Source organism: Rhodococcus sp. PvR099 (assembly GCF_017833315.1).
GTDB classification, from domain to species: Bacteria; Actinomycetota; Actinomycetes; order Mycobacteriales; family Mycobacteriaceae; genus Rhodococcus_G; species Rhodococcus_G oryzae.
In genome coordinates this window covers 635,608-651,925 of the sequence record NZ_JAFIBV010000001.1, presented here as the reverse complement: position 1 = coordinate 651,925, position 16,318 = coordinate 635,608, and the positions used below count along the sequence as shown (strand labels likewise).

The following is a 16,318-nucleotide window of genomic DNA, read 5'->3' as shown; positions in this document are numbered from 1 at the left end:
TCGCTACCTACATGCGACCGCCGACGCCACCCGTGGGGGCGATCTGGTCGATGATCGCGAGATCGTCGGGAGTCAGCTCCAGTTCGGCCGCGGTGACGTTCTGGCCGACGCGCTGCGGGTTGCGGGATCCCGGGATCGGCACGATGTAGTCGTCGCGGGTCAGCAACCACGCCAGTGACAGCTGCGCGAGCGTGGCGCCCTTGCTTCCGGCAAGTGCGGTCAACTCGTCGACGATGGCGATGTTGGCATTGAAGTTCTCGGGCGCCCACCACGGGATGTACTGACGGAAGTCGTTGGCGTCGTATCTCTCGCGGGAGGCCACCGCGCCGCTGAGGAAGCCCCGAGCCAGCGGTGAATAGGCGACGAATCCGATACCGAGCTCCTCGAGGACGGGAAACAGGGGTTCGACGTCGCGCGCGAAGATCGAGTACTCGGTCTGCAGCACCGAGATCGGGTGTACCGCGTGCGCGGCGCGGATGGTGGACTCGTCCGCTTCGGACAGCCCCAGATATTTGACCTTGCCTGCCTCGACGAACTCTTTCATGGTGCCGATCACGTCCTCGATCGGGATGTTCGGGTCGGGGCGATGCTGGTAGAGCACGTCGATCGTGTCGACGCGGAGGTTGCGCAGGCTGGCCTCGACCACCTCCCGGATGTGCTCCGGGCGCGAGTCGAGACCGAAGGAGCGGGTGAAGCCGAACTTCGTCGCGATGACCACGTCGTCGCGGATCGGTGCGAGCGCCTGTCCGAGCAGTTTCTCGCCTTCGCCCCAGCCGTACATCTCGGCGGTGTCGAACATCGTCACGCCGAGCTCATGGGCCTTTCGGATCGCGGCGATCGACTCGGCGTCGTCGGTGGGGCCATAGCCCGTGGCGGTACCCATCGCCCCATAGCCGAGAGCGGCAGCGGCCAGGCCCTGACTGCCGAGAGTGCGGATGTCCATGATGAAGCCCTTCTGTTGTCACAACCAGTCACAGGTGTCAGCCTCTGACACTTCCGGCACTGTACGCTTCCATCGTGGAAAGCTCATCGAATCCGGGCCTGCGCGACATCACGCGCAAGGCCGTACGCGCACGGATCGCCGAGGTCGCGATAGACCTGTTCGCCCAGCAGGGTTTCGATGCGGTCACCGTCGAGCAGATCGCCGCAGAGGTGGGCATTTCGGCCCGCAGCTTCCACCGCTACTTCCCGGCCAAGGAAGACACAGTCATCGGCGACCTCATCCCCTGGGGTGAGTTCGTCCGCGACGCCTTCGCCGCGCGGCCGGCCGATGAACCGGTCTGGGATTCTCTGCGTGCGTCCTTCGAAGCCCTGCTGGCTCAACCGAACAGGGACGAACAACGAACCAAGAGAACCATGCGCGTTCTGACGAGCGCGGCCTCCCTACGCGCCCGCAACCTCGAGAAGCACCTGCTGTGGGCAGGTCTGCTCAACCCGCTCGCGAAGGAGCGACTAGCCGGCGATCTCGCAGTACTGCGAGCACAGACACTGGTACAGGCGTCGCTGGCCTGCTTCGACGTTGCGCTGACCGCCTGGGCCGAGCCCGACGAGACCAAGGATGCCGTGGAGCTCCTTCGTCAATCCTTCGCCACGCTCGCGCCCAGAAATCCTACGTAGGGCCGACCACCGCGCTCTACGTCCCGTGAAGCCAGGCCACGGGCATTTGACCACACCCCCACTGCGCGAGATCGTGAATCTCATTCGGTCGACCAGGGGGGGACTTCGCGATGGACACCGAGCCAATGGTGCCGATCGGATTCGATATCGCTTGGACGGCAATGGTGGCCGTATGGGCGATCTTGACGATCACGGCGCTCGTCTCCGCATTCAGGGCCGACCATGACCGCTGGGGAGGGTACCTGCGTGTTCTGTCAAGAGGTGGAACATTCGAACACCGGACCGCTGATCTTGGCGTGGGTCGACGAGGGAAGCGTCGACCCACGCCAACTCCGAACAACCGTTAGACCTCACTAACTCTGAGGGGATGCGCTCCCCATCCGGCCGCTACAGAACGCTCGCACTGCACAGGCTCATCGCCAGCGCGGATCAGTAGAGCGGTCAACATGGTTGCGCCGTATTCGAGAACCTCCCTCACGAGAGGTCCGGTCGCAACGAGTGAGGTCAGCCCGTGGCCGATGATCCAGCATTGGGTGGCAAGTTCCGGCGCAACAACCGCGTCGGATAGTCGCCCGGCGAGCTTTGCTCGTTCTACAGCGCGAACGAGGTAGCTCAGGGTTTCATCTGCGGCCAGAGGATCTTCGAGTTCGATGGTGTCGTCGAACATGACGCGATAGAGGTCAGGATTCGCCAACGCATTGGATACGTATGCGGAACCTAGGGCAACCAAGTCCCGAATGGGATCGTCGGAGACTGGAGTCTTCTCGAGAATCGCCGCCAGCCGTGTGAATCCTTCCTGCCGCACGGCCATCCACAAGCCGTCCATGCCGTCGAAGTAGGTGTAGACGGCCATCGTGGATACGCCGGTCCCAGCAACGAGTACACGAATCGTGATCGGCTCCCTGGCACGAAGCAGCCGGGCCGCTCGCTCCACCAACAGTTCCCGAATCGCAGGATCCTTCACTCTAACCACGCCAAAACAATACATAACGCTGCTATGTTTTCTCGTGACCGATCGCCTGGCCCGGACAGAGATGAGAGTTGAAATGCCAGTTACCTTGATCAACCCTGAAGGACTGCCGAAGCCCGACGTCTACCGGCAACTGTCAATCTCGACGGGCTCGAAGATCGTTTTCCTTGCAGGACAGGTCGCTCGCGATGCAGACGGAAGACCGGTCGGTGACGGCGACTTCGCCGCACAGGTCGAGCAGGCGTACCTCAACATCGGAACAGCTCTCAACGAGATCGGCGGGTCGTTCGATGACGTCGCGAAGCTGACCATCTACGTTGTCGACTGGACCCCGGACAAGATGGCACTCCTGGGTGAGGGCGTGACCCGAGCGGCCGAGAAGATGGGTATCGACCCGGTCAAGCCGATCACGCTGTTGGGAGTCGCGTCCCTGGGAGAACCGGATCTCATGGTCGAAGTCGAAGCGACAGCGGTACTTTCCTAGCTTCCGCATCCTAGGCTCGCCGGGCGCCTGGATTCTGCTCACAGCCCAGCTTCGAGCTCCGCCGCCCGCCGCAAGTCATCAGCCAGTTCTGGTCCACCGTCCGCCGTCTCTCTTGCGCGGGCCAGCAGTTCTCGGGCCAGGTCAAGCTCACGTCGGCGGACCGCCACGTCGGCCCGCAGCACCAGCAGCTTCACGAGCTGGACGGGGGTCGGCTCGTCGTCGCTGCGATGCAGGGCCCGGTCGAGGACCTTCACCGCCAGCTCGAGGTCCTGCTTGGCATCGGCGAACAGTGAGCCCATGTGGATTGCCCGGTCGAATGTGTTCTGCGGCAACGGCCGGTGCTGTTGATCTTCACTGATCGGCTGGGCGATCTGGATGGTGTTTCCACCGGGATCGGTCATCAGAAACTGTCGGACCCCGTAGCTCATATCCTTCAACGCACCCACCCGCGGAACCCCTTGTGTAGGGACTGACCCGAAGGCCTCCTGCATCCCCTGCGTGAAGACCGCGTACAAGTAGTCGACGTCATCGGTGTTGACCAGGCAGCCATGCGCGCAGGACATCGGATCGAAGTCCTTGTCTCCATAAAAGTTCAGCTCGATACCCCCACGCTGCACGCTCAGAAACTGGTACGGCGCCGTCTGCCGGAACGTGATCTCAAACCCCAAGGCAGTGTAGAAATCGGCCACCGGATCAATCGACCGGGCCTTCAGCGCGGGAATCGTCTTCTCAGTCATGCCCCCGACGGTAAAGATCGAATCCACCGCGTGCACATGAAAGTGAGAACCCCAACTTTCCCTGGTCATCCGCTGATTTGCGCTATCTGCGGGCATTCAACACGGCCGACCACGACGTCAAAAACCCGCCGACGGCAGCAACTGTTCCGCTTGGGCACGAAGCGGGCTACGCAGACAGCGACACGGGGACCAGCTGTTGTTCGAAGTCGTCGCGCATGGTGCGCCATAGGCGTTTCGCGACTTGCCGTTTGAGGCATCGCATGGCCTCACGTGAGGTCTTGCCTTCGGCCATTTTCCGTTGGTGGTAAGCGTATCCGGGGCTGCTGGGTGTTCGGGCTTGGTGACGGCGACGATGTGGATGACGGCGTTCAGGGAGCGGTCGCCGCTGCGTGAGAGCTGGTGGCGCTGTTTGTCGGCGCTGGCGACTTCGACGGGGGCTGTGCCGGTGTAGCTGGCGTAGGCGGCCTCGTTGGCGAATCGGGTGGGGTTCCCGGTGCGGGCGAGGATGCGGGCTGCGGTCACGGTGCCGACGCCGGGGATCTTCGGTAGCTGGGTGCCGCTGGCGGCGCGTTCGGTCTTGATGCGGGTGGTGAGGTCGTCGATCTGGAATCGGATTCGTCGCAGGTCACCGACGATCTCGAGGGCGATGTTTTTGCGCATCGCGTCGGCCGCGGTCTCGGGCCGCAACCGCTTGAGTTGTGTGGGGGCGTCCTCGGTGGCGAAGTCGCGCTCGATCCCGCCCGGCAAGAGCTCGCGGAGGACGGCGTGGGGCTGGTTGACCAGCCGGCCGTTCTGTTTGACCAGGTCGGTGCTGCGTTCATCGAGGATCGCCAGCAAGTCGGTGTGCCCTTCCGGGGCGACCGGCCGGAAGTCGCCCTGACTGAACACGACACACGCGGCCGCGGCCGCGTCGATGCGGTCGTCCTTGCGCCGAGGCCCCCGCGGGGGAGCTCCCGCACCCGGGCTGTCCTCCGTGCCGAGTGGATGGGGGTATCCGCGGCCGGCATTCCGACTTCCGTTCACCAAGGTCCGGTGACGTTCCTGTGTTGAGCCAGGCTGCGGACGGAGACCGTGGTGAGGCAGAACCCTCTTTGAGCCAACCCTCCGGCCGGTCGAGTGAACTTCCGACTTGTATGGCGGGGCGGCTCGTGTTCGAACCGGCGTGTTGGTTCACATCCGTCGCCAACCGTCGCCGACTTGTTCGTTGACGCCCGCACACCAGCCCCCCGATCTCCGGTGAACGTTCACAACGTGGTCACCAGCCGTGGTCACAACATTTCCATGTCAGGCGGCCGCCACCATTGTGATAGAACATATGTTCGATTAGTATGGATTCATGCACCTCTCCGAGCTGCTCGACCGACCACAGGACGTGGTCGCGTGGCAGATCGACGAGCGTGAACTCGCAGCCCTGGTGCCGAAACTCTCTAGGCGGATCCGCCAGCTCGAGGCGCTGCGAGTGCGACTGGCACAGGAGGCCGCCTTCCGCGGCGCGGTCACTCTGACCGGCGCCTCATCCGCCGTCAGCTGGCTCGCCGAGTCATCGAAACTCACCCCCGGCCACGCCAAACGCGTGATGTCGCTGGGCGCCGACCTCGACCGCTTCCCCGACGTCAAGGCCTCCTTCGAGAACGGTGACATCGACACCGAACAGGCCCAGTCGATCATCGGACTACTCCTCAAGGTCCCCGCTTACACCGCCGACATCAAGAACTCCGCCAACGGCGGAAACTTCGACGACCCCGCCGCCGAATGCGCCGGCCAATGCACCAAGTACCTCCTCACCAACGGCGCGAGGGAGAGCGCCGAAGACACCCGCAGACGAGTCGCCGGACTTGCCTCGATGCTCCAACCCGACGAGACCAACCCTCCCGACGACGAGAACGAGAAACTCAACGAGTTCTTCGCCTCCCGCACCGCCGGTGGCCGCCTCCGCGTCAAGGGACACTTCGACAAGGCCACCGGCGAACAACTCATGACCGCCCTGTCCGCACTGTCCAAGCCGCAACCCGGCCGCACCACCACCAGCGGCGAGCGCGAACCCGACGCCCGGTCCGCACCCCAACGGCGAGCCGACGCCTTCGCGGACATCATCCGCCACTACCTCGACACCGGCACCGCCCCCGGCGAAGGCGGCGAACGCCCCCACATGACCGTCTTCGTCGGCCTCGGCGACCTCGCCAAGGCCGCCCGCGGCACAGGCGAAGAACCCGATGAGAAGACACCGCCGACTACGAGACTCGGTTCATCCTTTATCCGCCGCGGCCCCGCCTGGATGCCCTGGCTCGGACCGATCGGCCTCCGCCTCGCCGTCACCGCCTCCTGCGACGCCTCGATCACCCCGATCGTCATGGACGACGACGGCAACCCACTCGACGTCGGCCGCACCACCCGCACCATCCCCCGCCGACTCCGACGCGCCCTCGACGCCCGCGACTGCGGATGCGCATTCCCCGGATGCGGCCGCCCCGCCGCCTGGACCGACGGCCACCATATCCACCACTGGTCGAACGGCGGCGAAACCAAACTCTCGAACCTGGTACTGCTCTGCCGGTTCCACCACACCCTCATCCACAAAGGCGACTGGCAGGTCCACATCGGCCACGACCAGCACCCATGGTTCACCCCACCGAACTGGATCGACCACGAACGAAAACCCATCCCAGCCCACAACCGAAGTCAGCTGCTACTCGCCTGCTGACCGCACCAACTCCACACAAGCACCGCCCCGGACCGCGACCCCCACAAGGAGGCCGCGATCCGGGGCGGCGTTTATCGACAACATCGCACCCGCATCGGCGTAGCGTCCACACTGTCTCGGGTGTTGCACGACGCAATGGGGCGTCGACCGCGGGACGCGCTAGGGGTCAGAGATGGCACAGAGCGACACCGCCTTCGGCGGCACCGGGTCGGGCGCGGCGAAGGCGGACGTCGCCCACGCCGTGATGTTCGCGGGAGCGGCCGCACTCGGCGGCTTCCTCTTCGGCTACGACACCGCGGTCATCAACGGCGCGGTGGGCGCCATCCGTGACAAGTACGACATCGGCGCCGCCGGAACGGGACTCACCGTCTCCCTCACACTGCTCGGGGCCGCACTCGGCGCATGGATCGCAGGCGAGTTCGCCGACCGCCTCGGCCGCATCCGGGTGATGCAGGTGGCCGCGGTGCTTTTCATCGTCGGCGCCCTCGGGTCGGCCTTCCCGTTCAGCGTCTACGACCTCACCGCCTGGCGCGTGCTCGGCGGCGTGGCGGTCGGCTTCGCGTCCGTGATCGCGCCCGCCTACATCGCCGAGATCTCCCCCGCCGCCATCCGGGGCCGCCTCGGTTCCATGTACCAGCTCGCCATCGTCCTCGGCATCGCCATCTCCCAGCTCATCAACTACGCGTTGTCCGAGTCTGCGGGCGGGGCGAGGGGCAAGCTGGCGGGAGTCGAGGCCTGGCAGTGGATGCTCGCGCTCGAGGCGGTTCCTGCCGTGCTCTACCTGATCATGACCTTCACCATCCCCGAGTCCCCGCGGTTCCTGGTCGCCCGATCGCGTGACGAGGATGCCCGCAAGATCATCTCCAGGCTGGAGGGCGGCGACCACGATGCGGTCACCGTCCGGATGAACGAGATCCGCGATTCGCTGAGCGAGCACCGGACCAAGACCACTGTCCGCGAACTGTTCTCGAAGCGGCTCGGGGTGGCGCCCCTGGTCTGGGTCGGCATCGCCCTCGCCGCGCTCCAGCAGTTCGTCGGGATCAACGTGATCTTCTACTACTCCAGCACCCTGTGGCAGGCGGTCGGATACGGCGAGGACAGGTCACTGTTCATCAGCGTCGTCAGCGCAGGCGTCAACATTCTCGGCACCTTCGTCGCGATCGCGGTCATCGACCGGATCGGTCGCAAACCGCTGCTGCTGATCGGCTCAGTGGGGATGGCCATCTCACTGGCCATCACGGCGGTGTGTTTCCACACCGCCACCATCACCACCGACGCGGACGGCGACTCGGTTGCGACCCTCAGCGACACCAACGGCATGATCGCGCTCCTGGCTGCCAACGCGTTCGTGTTCTTCTTCGCCTTCTCCTGGGGCCCCGTGGTCTGGGTCCTGATCAGCGAACTCTTCCCGAACCGGGTCCGCGCCGCCGCGGTCGGCGTCGCCACGGCCGCCAACTGGGTCGCCAACTTCCTGGTCTCCTCGACCTTCCCGACGCTCGCGGACTGGAACCTCTCGCTCACCTACGGCGGGTACGCCGCGATGTCCGCGATCTCGTTCTTCGTCGTGCTGCGTTTCGTCAAGGAGACCCGGGGACGCACCCTGGAGGCGGCCGGCTGACCACCGGCGCCGAACGTCAGATCCGGTCGGTGGCCGTCGTGGCGACGATCCGGAACGCGGCCGGGGCGGCGTCGGTGTTGGTCGGGTCGGGACCCTCCCCCGGTGTGCCGACCGAGACCGCCGGGATCTGACGGGGGGCACCGGACAGCGTCGCCATCTCCCGCCAGATCGGTTGCGCCTCCTGGAGTTCGAGGGCCATCGCGATCAGCCCGGCCTCGTCCCACGGCCGCCCGCCGAGCTGAACGCCGAACGGGATGCCCGTCTCGGCCGATCGGCCCGCCGGAATGCAGAGTGCAGGCGCGCCACTGTAATTCGCCCACTCGACATCGCCGACCACGTTCTCCGGACGCTTCACACCGTCCAGCTTGGTGCCGGGAAGCAGCACACAGTCGAGCCGGTTCTCCGCGAGCATCCGGTTGTACGCACGCTGATACTCGGCCCGTGAGCGCTGGAAGTCCCAGTACTCGGAGACCGGTGCGGCCAACATCGCGATGGCGCCGCCCATCATCGCCGCCGACATCGGCTCGTAATCGGCTGTTCGGTCGGAGAACTGGCGGTGGTAGGCGCCGGCCTCGATGTAGTCCCCCGGGAGCATTCCCTCCGGCAGCGGGGGCATCTCGACACCCACGATCTCCCCACCGAGCTCGCGCACGAGTCCGATGAATCCCTCGAAGACCGCGGCGAGTGCGCCCGGCAATGCCTCGCCGACTCCGTTGGGAAGACCGAACCGCTTACCCGCCAGAGGATTCCGCCCGCCGCGCGCGACCAGAGAGTATCCGCCCTCGGGCAGGGTGGGCGCGGTCGCGGTCACCGGGTCCTGCGGGTCGAATCCCGCCATGAAGCCGAGCAGCAGTGCCGCATCGGCGATGCTGTGGCCGATCGAACCGACGTGATCGCGGCTCCAGATCCCGGGGATCACGCCGTAGCTGCTGCACAGACCATAGGTGGGCTTGATGGCGCTCACCCCGCACACTGACGCGGGCAGGCGAATGGACCCCCCGGTATCCGTGCCGGTGGCGAGCGGCGCGAACCGCGCGGCCACCACGGCAGCACTGCCGCCCGAGGAACCGCCGACGGACGCCGTTGTGTCCCATGGGTTTCCGACCTGCGGGGTACACGATCCGATCGCGAACTCGTGGGTGTGCGCGTGCCCCATCAGGACCATGCCCGCCTCGCTCAGGCGCTGAACCACGGTGGCGGTGCCCGCGGCGATGTTGCCCTCGAGCACCCGGCTCGACGCCGTCAGCGGCAGACCCTCCACCGCGAACAGATCCTTCAGCGCGATGGGCAGGCCGCACACCAGGGGCGCCGCGCCGTTGCGCGCGACCTCGGCGACGGAGAGACGCTGGGCAGCCCGGTCCGCCTGCTCATACGCCAGCTCCGGGTAGATCCGAACCCAGGCCGACACCTCGCCGTCCAGGTCCGCGCTGCGAGACAGGTACGCGTCCAACAACTCTCGGGGATGCAGCTCGCGGGACTGCAACAGGCTCGCCGCCTCGACCGCGCTCAGCAGAGCAGGATCCGTCGTGGCGATCGAACCCGACGTACCGGCCCGCTCCCCTCTCGCCAAAACGACTCCCAGTGTGCTCATCCGGACCCTCTCGCCGTCAGAACGCGGACGAGACAGAGCGGTACCCATGCGAAAGTTCCCCCAATTGGTTAGCGATTTGCACCAATCTAACTGATTCGCGGGTTACGCACTTCCAATTCAGACTTTTCGGGCGCGCCCGGACGCACACCGACGACCCAGCCGGTAATCTGGCGGGCCAGATCCTGTGCGGTGAGACCGAGTTCCTTGAGGATCTGATCCCGCGAGGCGTGGTCCAGGAATCGTTGCGGCACACCGACATCCCTCGAGGGTGTGTCCACCCCTGCGGCGCGCAGGGCCGCCGAGACACTGGAACCGATGCCGCCGTGCACTCCGCTGTCCTCGACCGTGACGACCATGCGGAAGCCCTCGGCGAGAGAGACCAGCGCCTCGGGTACCGGCAGCACCCAGCGCGGGTCGACGACCGCGGCACTGATGCCCTGCTGCTCGAGCCGGACGGCCGTCTCAAGCGCCACCTCGGCGAAGGGGCCGACGGCGACGATCAGTACATCTCCTGTGCCCGCCTCCGGCATGCGCAGCACGTCCACCGTGCCGCCGATCCGCTCGATCGCCGGGATGTCCTCGGCAACAGCACCCTTCGGGAATCGCAGGGCTGTCGGGCCGTCGTTGACCGCGAGCGCCTCCGCGAGCTCCTCTCGCAACGAGGCCGCATCCCTCGGCGCGGCGACGCGGATGCCCGGCACGATCCCGAGCAGCGAGAAGTCCCACATGCCGTTGTGACTGGCGCCGTCCGGACCGGTGATCCCCGCCCGGTCGAGCACGATCGTCACGGGCTGGTCGAGCAGCGCCACATCCATCAGCAACTGGTCGAACGCGCGGTTGAGGAAGGTCGAGTACACCGCGACCACCGGGTGCAGCCCGCCGAGGGCGAGGCCCGCAGCGGAGGTGAGCGCGTGCTGTTCGGCGATACCGACGTCGAACATCCGGTCGGGGAACCGCTCGCCGAAGGCCGCGAGGCCGGTCGGCCCCGGCATGGCCGCGGTGATCGCGACGATGTCCTGGCGGCGCTCGGCCTGGGCGACGAGCTCCTCGGAGAACACCGAGGTCCAGTCCGCGGCGGGCTCGGAACTCGACCGCCCGGTGAGCGGATCGATGACACCGGTCGAATGCATCTGATCGGCGACGTGGTTCTCCGCGTGGGCGTAACCCATGCCCTTGCGCGTCACGGCGTGCACGATCACCGGTCCACCGAAGGACTTCGCCCGTCGCATCGCCGACTCGAGGGCGGCCTCGTCGTGGCCGTCGACCGGACCCAGATACTTGATGCCGAGGTCGGTGAACATGACCTGCGGGCTCACCATGTCCTTGATCCCGGCCTTCATGCCGTGCAGGAGTTGGTACGCGGCGCGCCCCACCCACGGCATCTTCTTGACCATGCGTCGGCTGTTGTCGAGGACCTTCTCGTAGCCGGGCTGCAGCCGCAGCGCCGCGAGGTGATCGGCGAGCCCACCGATGGTCGGGGCATAGGAGCGGCCGTTGTCGTTGACGACGATGACGACCGAGCGATTGCGGCCCGCCGCGATGTTGTTGAGTGCCTCCCAACACATTCCGCCGGTCAGCGCGCCGTCGCCGACCACGGCGACCACGTGCCGGTCCTGCCCGGTCAGCTCGAAAGCCTTCGCCAGACCGTCCGCGTAGGACAACGCGGCGGAGGCATGGGAGGACTCGACCCAGTCGTGTTCGCTCTCGGCGCGGCACGGGTAGCCGGACAGCCCACCCTGCTTACGCAGTGAGTCGAACTGGTCCATCCGGCCGGTGACCATCTTGTGCACGTAGGCCTGATGGCCGGTGTCGAAGATGATCGGGTCGGACGGCGAGTCGAAGACGCGGTGCAGCGCCAAAGTGAGCTCGACAACGCCCAGGTTCGGCCCGAGGTGGCCGCCGGTGGCGGAGACCTTGTGCACGAGGAATTCACGGATCTCCGTGGCGAGCTCCCGCATCTCGGCGGGGCTCAGCGCGCGCAGATCGGTGGGCGCCTGGATTCGAGAAAGGACACCCAACGAGATCGCTCCCTCCAGAGACGCAGCAAAAACTGCGTGAACACGGCGTCGACACCGTGCCGACCGACCCAGTCTACGGAGTCCGCATCCGACAACTACCCGACGTCCCGTCCACCCGCGCGGCGCGGCGGCGTTGCCTGCCCATTATGCCGAACTTCGGTGACCGAGGTCACCGCGGTGGACCTAAGCTGAGCCCCATGCGCAACGTCGTGGACGGCCTCATCGGGGAAGTGTTCGCACGGTGCCGGGAGAACCGCACCGGAGATCTCGCCGACTACATCCCGGAACTCGCCGCCGTCGCGCCCGACTCGTTCTCCCTGTGTATCGCCACCTCCGACGGATACGTCTACGAGTCGGGCGACGCGCACACCGAGTTCACCATTCAATCCATCTCGAAACCCCTGACCTACGGTCTGGCGCTGGCCGATCGCGGCCTGAGCGCCGTCGCCGAGAAGATCGATGTCGAACCGTCCGGTGAGCCGTTCAACGAGATCAGCCTCGACCCCGTCACCGAGCGGCCCCGCAACCCGATGATCAACGCGGGCGCGATCGCGGCCGCCTCGCTGATCGACGGGGACGATCCCGAGCATCGATTCGAGCGGCTGCGCCAGTGCTACTCCCGCTACGCCGGCCGCGAACTCGCGCTCAACGAGGCCGTCTACCGGTCGGAGGCACGAACCGGTCACCGCAACCGCGCGATCGGCCACATGCTGCGCTCGTTCGGCATCATCACGGCCGACCCCGACTTGTCCGTCGACCTGTACTTCAGACAGTGCTCGATCGACGTCACCTGCCGCGACCTCGCACTGGTGGCCGCGACGCTGGCCAACAATGGGGTCAACCCGGTCACCCACGAGCGGGCCCTGTCCCCTGATCACGTCGAACGGGTGCTCAGCGTGATGACCACCTGCGGGATGTACGACGCCGCGGGCGACTGGGTGACGCAGGTGGGTCTGCCCGCCAAGAGCGGCGTCGGCGGCGGGGTGCTCGCGGTGCTGCCCGGTCAGATCGGGATCGCGGTGTACTCGCCACGCCTCGACGCCCACGGCAACAGCGTCCGCGGGGTCCAGGCCTGCCGGGAGCTCTCGAAGGAGCTCGAGTTGCACTTCCTGCACGTGACGCGCGCGGCTCGGTCCGCGGTCAGGTCCAGCTACTCGGTCGCGGAGGCACCGTCGAGGCAACGACGCGGGCCCGCCGAACGCGACTCGCTCGAGAAGTTCGGGCAGCGCGCACGGATCTACGAGTTGCACGGCGACCTGCTGTTCGCCGGCACGGAGACCGCGGTTCGCGAGATCACCGCGCAGAGCGACGAACTCGAGGCGGTCGCCGTGGACGTCCGGCGGGTGGACGACGTCAGCGGGGTCGCGGGCCGGATGCTGTCGGACCTGTACGACGACCTGGGCGTCCGGGGGTGCCAGCTCGCGCTGGTCGACCCCGCCGGCCGGCTCGGGCACACCACCTCAGGGCTGGTTCCCACCGCGGGTGCCCGGGTCTTCGTCGATCTCGACGCGGCCCTCGAGTGGTGCGAGGACACCCTCCTGGATCGGCACTGCGCGGGTGCCAGGCTGCCGGAGTCGATCACGGTCGCCGAGCACCCCCTGTTGTCGGCGCTCAGCGCCGAGCAGTTCGACAGATTCGCGGGTGAGCTGGAGATCCGGACCGTTGCCCAGGGTGAGGTGATCGTGCACCGTGGCGATCCGGCCGCGGGCCTCTTCCTGATCCTCGCCGGACGGGTGAGCAACACCCTGCAGGGCGCCGATGGGGTCCCCCACCGGATCACCACGCTCGCGCCGGGGATGACGTTCGGCGAGATGCCGTTGCTGATCGGGGAACGGTTCCTCGGCGACGTGCACGCCGACACCGATGTTCGGCTGGCGGTGTTGCCGCCGGACCGGTTCGCCCACCTCAGCGCCGAGGCGCCCGGCCTCAAGGTGGCGCTTCTCGAGGAGTTGGCGGCGGGTGCATATGCCCAGATGGACGCCGTGATCCGGTCACTGACGCCACGCGGCCGCCTGGGCTGAGCCGCCCGTCCCGAGTCGATCCCGCCCGAATTGTCCGACCCGGCACCTACGCTCGAAACCACGTTGCCGTCGACCGCAGGATCGGAGAAGGTACTCAGATGACCTTGAACGCAGGACTCGCGATCGAAACCAACGGACTGGTCAAGCGTTTCGGATCCAACGTCGCGGTGGACGGTGTCGATCTCGCGGTCCCCTCCGGCGGCGTGTACGGCGTCCTCGGCCCCAATGGAGCCGGCAAGACCACCACGATCCGGATGCTCGCGACTCTGCTCGAGATCGACGGCGGCAGCGCCAGGGTGCTCGGCCACGACGTCGCCAAGGAAGCGGACACCGTCCGCAGCAAGGTCGCACTGACCGGCCAGTTCGCCTCGCTTGACGAGGACCTGTCCGGAACCGAGAACCTGGTGCTGCTGGCCCGGTTGTTCGGCTTCTCGAGGTCCGCCGCCAAGGCCAGGTCCGAACAGTTGCTGACGGCCTTCGACCTCGTCGAGGCTGGACCGCGCCAGGTGAAGACGTTCTCCGGCGGGATGCGCAGGCGCCTGGACATCGCGGCCAGCATCATCGTCACACCGGAGCTGATCTTCCTCGACGAACCGACCACCGGACTCGATCCGCGCAGTCGCAACCAGGTCTGGGAGATCGTCCGGGCCCTGGTCGCGGGCGGTACCACCGTGCTGCTCACCACCCAGTACCTCGACGAGGCCGATCAGCTCGCGGACCGGGTCGCGGTGATCGACCACGGCAAGGTGATCGCGGAGGGCACCACCGGCGAACTCAAGGCCTCGGTCGGGTCCGGCGCCCTGCACGTGCGCGTCGCGGATCAGACGAAACGGGACGCCGCGGCCGTCCTGCTCGGCGACGTCCTCGGCGTCGAGATCACGCGGGAATCCGATCCGGCGGCGCTGACCGCGCGGATCGAGGACCCGCAGCGGGTCGCCCGCGCGCTGCCCGCACTCGACGACGCGGGCATCTCGGTGACCACCTTCGCGCTCGGACAGCCCAGCCTCGACGAGGTGTTCCTCGCGCTCACCGGCCGGCCGGCCGAATCAGAAGACGACCAGGAATTCGTGAAGGAGACGACATCATGACATCGACCTCCGTGCAATCCCCGTCGGTTGCGCCGGCGGTGAGCGACGTGCTGCAGCTCTCGGGGCCGCGGCCGGCACGGCCGAACGCGCTGTCGACGTCGCTGTCCTTCGGGTGGCGGGCCCTGCTGAAGATCAAGCACGTGCCCGAGCAGTTGTTCGACGTGACGATGTTCCCGATCATGTTCACGCTGATGTTCACGTACCTGTTCGGCGGTGCACTCGCCGGGTCCACCGAGGCCTACGTGCAGTTCCTGATCCCGGGCATCCTGGTCCAGACGGTCGTCATGATCACCATGTACACCGGATTGACACTGAACAAGGACATCGAGAAGGGCGTCTTCGACCGCTTCCGGTCCCTGCCGATCTGGCGGCCTGCGCCGCTGGTCGGTGCCCTCTTCGGCGATGTGGTCCGCTACACGATCGCCTCGGTGATCGTGATGGTCCTCGGACTGATCATCGGGTTCCGGCCGCAGGGCGGGTTCGTCGGCGTGGTGGCCTCCATCGCGCTGCTGCTGCTGTTCTCGTTCAGCATGTCGTGGGTCTGGACGATGTTCGCGATGCTGATGCGCACCGAGCAGGCGGTGATGGGCGTGTCGATGTTCATCCTGTTCCCGCTCACGTTCGCGAGCAACATCTTCGTCGACCCGTCCACCATGCCGAGCTGGCTGCAGGCCTTCGTGAACGTCAATCCGATCAGCAAGTTGGTGACCGCGATCCGCGGATTGATGGCGGGCACCGTCGAGCTCGGCGATCTGGCCATCGTGCTCGGCTGGTGTGCCGGTTTCATCCTGATCTTCGGGCCCATCACGATGCGCCTGTACAACCGGAAGTCGTGACCGCGCAGATGACATCGTCCGTCACCGTCCTCGGCCACGGCTCGGCGGCCGCCTCCCCCGATATCATGCGGATCACGGTGTCCGTGGAGGCGCGCAGGCCCGAGGTGACCAGTGCGTTCGACCAGGCTGGGCACGCGGCTCGGGCGGTGTCCGAGGCGCTCCGCGCGGCCGGGGTGTCCCCCACCGACGTCTCCACCACGGGACTGTCCGTGCACGCGGACACCGTGTGGCAGGAGAACCAGGGCCAGCAGGTGGTCGGCTACATCGCCAGTACCGCGCTGTCGGTGACGCTGCGCGATCTGTCGGACCCCGGTCGGGTCATCGCCGACTGCGTCGGCGCGGGCGGGGACGACGTCCGGCTCGGCGGTCTCGAGCTGGGGATCGCCGACCAGGCCGGGCTGCTGGGTCAGGCCAGGGACGCGGCCTTCGCCGACGCCCTCGCGAAGGCGAAACAGTACGCGGGCCTGTCGGGGCGCGAGCTCGGCACGGTCGTCGAGGTCTCCGAGGACGTCGATTCTCCGCCGATGCCGAGGCCGATGGTGCGGGCGATGAAGGCGTCCGCCGATGCCATGCCGATCGAACGCGGCGAGACCGAGCTGTCGGCGACGGTGCGGGTGCGCTGGACCCTGATCTGAAC

General features: G+C 66.8%; 14 protein-coding genes. 8 read left to right on the top strand and 6 right to left on the bottom strand.

What is annotated here, in order from left to right; all coding sequences use genetic code 11:
- Nucleotides 1-7: 7 nt before the first annotated feature.
- Nucleotides 8-943: an aldo/keto reductase gene (locus JOE46_RS03025; protein ID WP_097211288.1), complete on the bottom strand. Its 936-nt coding sequence runs from the start codon at nt 941-943 to the stop codon at nt 8-10.
- A 74-nt stretch (nt 944-1,017) separates the two neighbouring features.
- Between JOE46_RS03025 and JOE46_RS03020 the strand changes: the two genes are divergently transcribed.
- Nucleotides 1,018-1,617: a TetR/AcrR family transcriptional regulator gene (locus tag JOE46_RS03020; RefSeq protein WP_257017371.1), complete on the top strand. Its 600-nt coding sequence runs from the start codon at nt 1,018-1,020 to the stop codon at nt 1,615-1,617.
- A 343-nt stretch (nt 1,618-1,960) separates the two neighbouring features.
- Here JOE46_RS03020 and JOE46_RS03015 read toward each other — a convergent pair whose 3' ends face one another.
- Nucleotides 1,961-2,590 carry a TetR/AcrR family transcriptional regulator gene (locus tag JOE46_RS03015; protein ID WP_179800510.1) on the bottom strand — a complete coding sequence of 210 codons (630 nt, stop codon included), beginning with the start codon at nt 2,588-2,590 and terminating at the stop codon, nt 1,961-1,963.
- 73 nt (nt 2,591-2,663) lie between these two features.
- On the opposite strand from JOE46_RS03015, the gene JOE46_RS03010 reads away from it, so the two are divergent.
- Nucleotides 2,664-3,071, top strand: a complete 408-nt coding sequence (locus JOE46_RS03010) for a RidA family protein (RefSeq protein ID WP_097211285.1) — start codon at nt 2,664-2,666, stop codon at nt 3,069-3,071.
- Between the two features lie 38 nt (nt 3,072-3,109).
- Here the strand turns inward: JOE46_RS03010 and JOE46_RS03005 are convergent, their stop codons facing one another.
- Nucleotides 3,110-3,808 carry a VOC family protein gene (locus JOE46_RS03005; RefSeq protein ID WP_097211350.1) on the bottom strand — a complete coding sequence of 233 codons (699 nt, stop codon included), beginning with the start codon at nt 3,806-3,808 and terminating at the stop codon, nt 3,110-3,112.
- A gap of 117 nt (nt 3,809-3,925) precedes the next feature.
- Entirely contained in the window at nt 3,926-4,696 is a 771-nt protein-coding gene (locus JOE46_RS03000; protein WP_097211284.1) for a transposase, read from the bottom strand.
- Between the two features lie 448 nt (nt 4,697-5,144).
- On the opposite strand from JOE46_RS03000, the gene JOE46_RS02995 reads away from it, so the two are divergent.
- Nucleotides 5,145-6,509, top strand: coding sequence for an HNH endonuclease signature motif containing protein (locus JOE46_RS02995; protein WP_097211283.1), 1,365 nt, complete (start codon nt 5,145-5,147; stop codon nt 6,507-6,509).
- A 172-nt stretch (nt 6,510-6,681) separates the two neighbouring features.
- Nucleotides 6,682-8,127: a sugar porter family MFS transporter gene (locus tag JOE46_RS02990; protein ID WP_097211282.1), complete on the top strand. Its 1,446-nt coding sequence runs from the start codon at nt 6,682-6,684 to the stop codon at nt 8,125-8,127.
- 16 nt (nt 8,128-8,143) lie between these two features.
- Here JOE46_RS02990 and JOE46_RS02985 read toward each other — a convergent pair whose 3' ends face one another.
- The gene (locus JOE46_RS02985) at nt 8,144-9,718 is read right to left on the bottom strand and encodes an amidase (RefSeq protein WP_245220909.1); all 1,575 of its coding nucleotides are present in this window, start codon (nt 9,716-9,718) and stop codon (nt 8,144-8,146) included.
- 86 nt (nt 9,719-9,804) lie between these two features.
- Nucleotides 9,805-11,736: a 1-deoxy-D-xylulose-5-phosphate synthase gene (gene dxs, locus JOE46_RS02980; RefSeq protein WP_097211280.1), complete on the bottom strand. Its 1,932-nt coding sequence runs from the start codon at nt 11,734-11,736 to the stop codon at nt 9,805-9,807.
- 197 nt (nt 11,737-11,933) lie between these two features.
- On the opposite strand from dxs, the gene glsA reads away from it, so the two are divergent.
- From glsA to JOE46_RS02960, 4 genes are all read left to right on the top strand, one after another.
- The gene (gene glsA, locus JOE46_RS02975) at nt 11,934-13,757 is read left to right on the top strand and encodes a glutaminase A (protein WP_097211279.1); all 1,824 of its coding nucleotides are present in this window, start codon (nt 11,934-11,936) and stop codon (nt 13,755-13,757) included.
- Between the two features lie 98 nt (nt 13,758-13,855).
- Complete coding sequence (locus tag JOE46_RS02970; protein ID WP_097211278.1) at nt 13,856-14,845, top strand: ATP-binding cassette domain-containing protein; 990 nt, start codon at nt 13,856-13,858, stop codon at nt 14,843-14,845.
- Nucleotides 14,842-15,681: an ABC transporter permease gene (locus JOE46_RS02965; protein ID WP_097211277.1), complete on the top strand. Its 840-nt coding sequence runs from the start codon at nt 14,842-14,844 to the stop codon at nt 15,679-15,681. The genes JOE46_RS02970 and JOE46_RS02965 overlap by 4 nt, the downstream gene beginning before the upstream one ends.
- Complete coding sequence (locus JOE46_RS02960) at nt 15,678-16,316, top strand: SIMPL domain-containing protein (protein ID WP_269588092.1); 639 nt, start codon at nt 15,678-15,680, stop codon at nt 16,314-16,316. Before JOE46_RS02965 ends, JOE46_RS02960 begins: the two co-directional genes overlap by 4 nt.
- Nucleotides 16,317-16,318 lie beyond the last annotated feature (2 nt).